General features: G+C 35.0%; 4 protein-coding genes. All 4 read left to right on the top strand.

Annotation, left to right across the window (positions count from 1 at the left end; translation table 11 throughout):
* Nucleotides 1–410: 410 nt before the first annotated feature.
* Nucleotides 411–836: a hypothetical protein gene (locus tag Q0954_RS33370; protein WP_299466221.1), complete on the top strand. Its 426-nt coding sequence runs from the start codon at nt 411–413 to the stop codon at nt 834–836.
* A gap of 97 nt (nt 837–933) precedes the next feature.
* Entirely contained in the window at nt 934–2,280 is a 1,347-nt protein-coding gene (locus tag Q0954_RS33365; RefSeq protein ID WP_299466218.1) for a leucine-rich repeat domain-containing protein, read from the top strand.
* Nucleotides 2,281–2,483: 203 nt separating this feature from the next.
* Nucleotides 2,484–2,900, top strand: coding sequence for a hypothetical protein (locus Q0954_RS33360; protein ID WP_299466215.1), 417 nt, complete (start codon nt 2,484–2,486; stop codon nt 2,898–2,900).
* 10 nt (nt 2,901–2,910) lie between these two features.
* Nucleotides 2,911–3,333, top strand: coding sequence for a hypothetical protein (locus tag Q0954_RS33355; RefSeq protein WP_299466212.1), 423 nt, complete (start codon nt 2,911–2,913; stop codon nt 3,331–3,333).
* The last annotated feature ends 54 nt before the right edge of the window (nt 3,334–3,387 follow it).

Genomic DNA, 3,387 nt, shown 5'->3' with positions numbered 1-3,387 from the left:
TTTGAAGTGGAAGTTCAAAGGCTTTACAAAGGAAAAGGAAATTAATACTATATTAACTTAGTTCCTGTTGCACTAGTACTTAGTCAAGGCTTGCACTGGGGATAGAATGTGGGTGAATAATGCAGTCAGGCGAGGCGCAAACATAGCTATGCAAGCTTTTTTAAGCAAAGTCAGTGGGGCTAAAGACTCCGAATAAATAGTGTGGTAGGAATTTAGTTTCCAGTGCACTAGAGCTAGGGGCATCCCTTGCCAGTTTTCGGGCAAGCAAAACAGGAATTAAAACTACTACATGACACTATGTATACAGCAACTTCTGGTTAAACTAACCTCAATACACCAAGTGGGAAAATACTCACTTTTAGTTGGGGAAGCCTTGCAAGGTGCTAAACAAGTTCACTCAGATAAAAACAATGAATAAAACAAACTTTTCCGAAATAACGCTAAAAAAATTGATAGGACTAAAATTTAACTTATCACAAATAGAAGATTTGGAAAGCGATTTTAAAGCCTTGTACCAAGGGTTTTATAGTGAAAACATAGAACTGTTTAACCCCATATACCCTATAAAATTAGTGGTGGTGAAAACAGGTTTTTTAGACTTAAGATTTGATAGGATAGGTATTACTGAAGATAAATATTTACGGGTATTTATGACAACAAATGATGCAGGAATTGTTTTCTTTAAAAAGAATAGACCAGAGGTGGACTTTCAAGCTATCGTTGAAGATTGGAACAATTCCTTTGATTCATTAAAAAAGCCGCTTGAGTTTGTTATAAAAGATGCTTGTCATACAAACGCCAAATATATATGGAAGAATAAATATTTTTATGGATGAAGTAAGAACATCCATCTCACGAAGCACGTCTCCCCTTATGGCAATAGAACAAAACTTAAGTAGTAAACGGAATCTAACGAAAGATAGTCAATAAAACATGATAAAAAATCTCAACACTCCGTTAGTATTCGAAAAAGTACTTAAGGTAAAAAACTGTAGGTTTTACCACAACTATAGCAGGTTTGAGCCTATGCGTAAGGAACTCAGAAAAATAGACTTTAAACAATATTTACCTTATGAACTAACCGTTCTGAGCGATATTAATCACACCCATTACTTTATGGTAAATACAATAGAGTTTTGGCAAGTATACAGTAAAAAAGATTGGGCAAGTATTTTGGTTGAGCTACAAAACAGTGAAAAGGGCTTGATTGGTTGCTTGAGTTTTATGTATAAATACATACAAATTAATCTGCTTCCTTTGTTTGCCTCTCTAAAAGTAGCAAATAAAAACTTACAAGAGCACGTACTCTGGTTTTTGACTGCAAACCAAACCCAGTTGGTACATTATAAAGTAAAGGACAGCAGGCTTTTAAAAAGATTTAAGGTAGGCAAAGAAATGGCATCAGCCATCCAACAAAGGCTTACTAAAGAAGGTATCCCAAAAGCCGAAAACATCAGAGTATATACCGAACGACGCAATCGTCAGTTGATGGCTGTACGCAAACCGTTGATAGACAAGCAAATGCTGCAAGTAAGCACTGAAGATATTCCTTTTTCAAAATTATCGAAGCTACCCCAAACCAAGCTTGACTTAAGTAAACGTGGCTTGAGCAAACTTTCTCCGGAGATAGGGCAACTGTTACGTATGGAAGAACTTCTTTTATATGGGAATCATTTGGAAGGTTTGCCCGCAGAGCTTTGGAAGCTACCTAACCTACAAAGGGTGCAATTAGAAGGCAATTTAATTACAGACCTTTCCATTCCTAAACTGTCGGAAAGTACCTTGCAAGAGTTATATTTAAATGGTAATAAGCTTACCAATATTCCAGCTGAAATAGGTTTATTGGACAATCTTATAGAGTTAGACTTTGCCAACAATCAACTTATCTCTTTGCCTTCTGAAATAGGTAAATTAACAAAAGTTCATACTTTGTATTTGAGTAATAATAATATTACCCATTTACCCCCCGAAATAGGCAAAATGACTAATTTACGTGTTTTGCTGCTGGCTGAGAACCAGCTTAAAGCATTACCTGCCGATATAGGACAATTGCAAAACCTTGAAGTATTGCACTTGATGGAGAACCAAGTTACCCACCTGCCACTGGAAATACAAAACCTGTCTAACCTGAAAAAAATCGTTTTGGAGGGAAACCCTATTGCCGAGGAAGAACAAGCAAAGATTAGGCAATGGCTACCCAATTGTTCTATTTCTATGTTTAGAAAACAAATTTGGGCAAGACACTTGAAAAGGCTGAAGTCGGGGTATTATGATGACTAAGTAACGTAAATTATGTTTTTTAATGAATAAACATCCTTTATATCAGGTGTTTAGCTGTTTTTGGTTCTTTGAAAACAACTACTTGTAGTTTATTGAGTTGTGAAATCTCGCTGTACGGGCTAACTCGCTACTTGAATCAAGTAGTTGGACAAAATTAAACATAGCTAATAAATGCGTATATAGTAACTTGATCACAAACCAAAATGAGCTTAGACAAAATAGATTTTTTATATAAAGAGGGAGAGCCTCATTTTTATGGTAAAAACCACCATGAGGTTTTTGCTAAAAAAGTGTTGGGTCATGTCAAGTGCCAAGACTTTTTGATTACCAACGAATGGGAGAAAACCAGAAAAAACAGTTTGATCATTGCTTTTGATTACCAAAATTTTCATAATGACTTAGAAAACTTTGCCCAGCATAAGTCGCATGAAACGTATAGGAGGATTTTTTTTGTCAATTGGATGTTAAGAGGCTCTACGATTAGCCCCAGGGGTTATAAAAACAAATGTTTTGCTGGAAACTTGTTTAAACAGGCATACCTCGCAATCATGGAAGGCTGGGGACCTGACAATGACTACTCCAGCAAATTACCATGTATACTTTATTTTAAAACCTGCTAATTAATAAATTATGAAAAGAAAAATTAACCTCATAGGTTACCCACAATTGACTAATAATAAGTTGACTGATCACCAGAAAAAAGAGTTTGAGAAACTCAAATATCGTTTTAGGAAACAGTCAAAACAAAATAAAATCGAAATGTATGCAAGCAGTATACAAGGAATAAAGCCAAATGCTTGGAATTTAATGTTTTATGAGTTTTCAGAAGAGCAGTTATCTGATTTTAAACAAATAGTGGAGGGGAGTAAGCCAAATCAGGCTAACGTTTTTTTCCTTAACTCAAAATTTAGCTTCTTACATTGGCTAGATAACACAGAGTTTGAAAAATTAGGGTTTATAGGTAGCATGAATACTCATGCTACTTATTTATTAATCTCAGGTGACATAACTCATAAAGTATTTCCAATAGCATCTGAAAACTCTACAGATTAGGAAAGAGTTATAAATGTTTTAAATTTAGGGTCAAAAATGCCTAGTTTACCTGCT

The sequence above is a fragment of the uncultured Microscilla sp. genome, assembly GCF_947493425.1.
In the GTDB taxonomy this organism is placed as follows: Bacteria; Bacteroidota; Bacteroidia; order Cytophagales; family Microscillaceae; genus Microscilla.
Note: the sequence above shows the minus strand (reverse complement) of the source record. Positions and strands in the feature narration are given on the sequence as shown.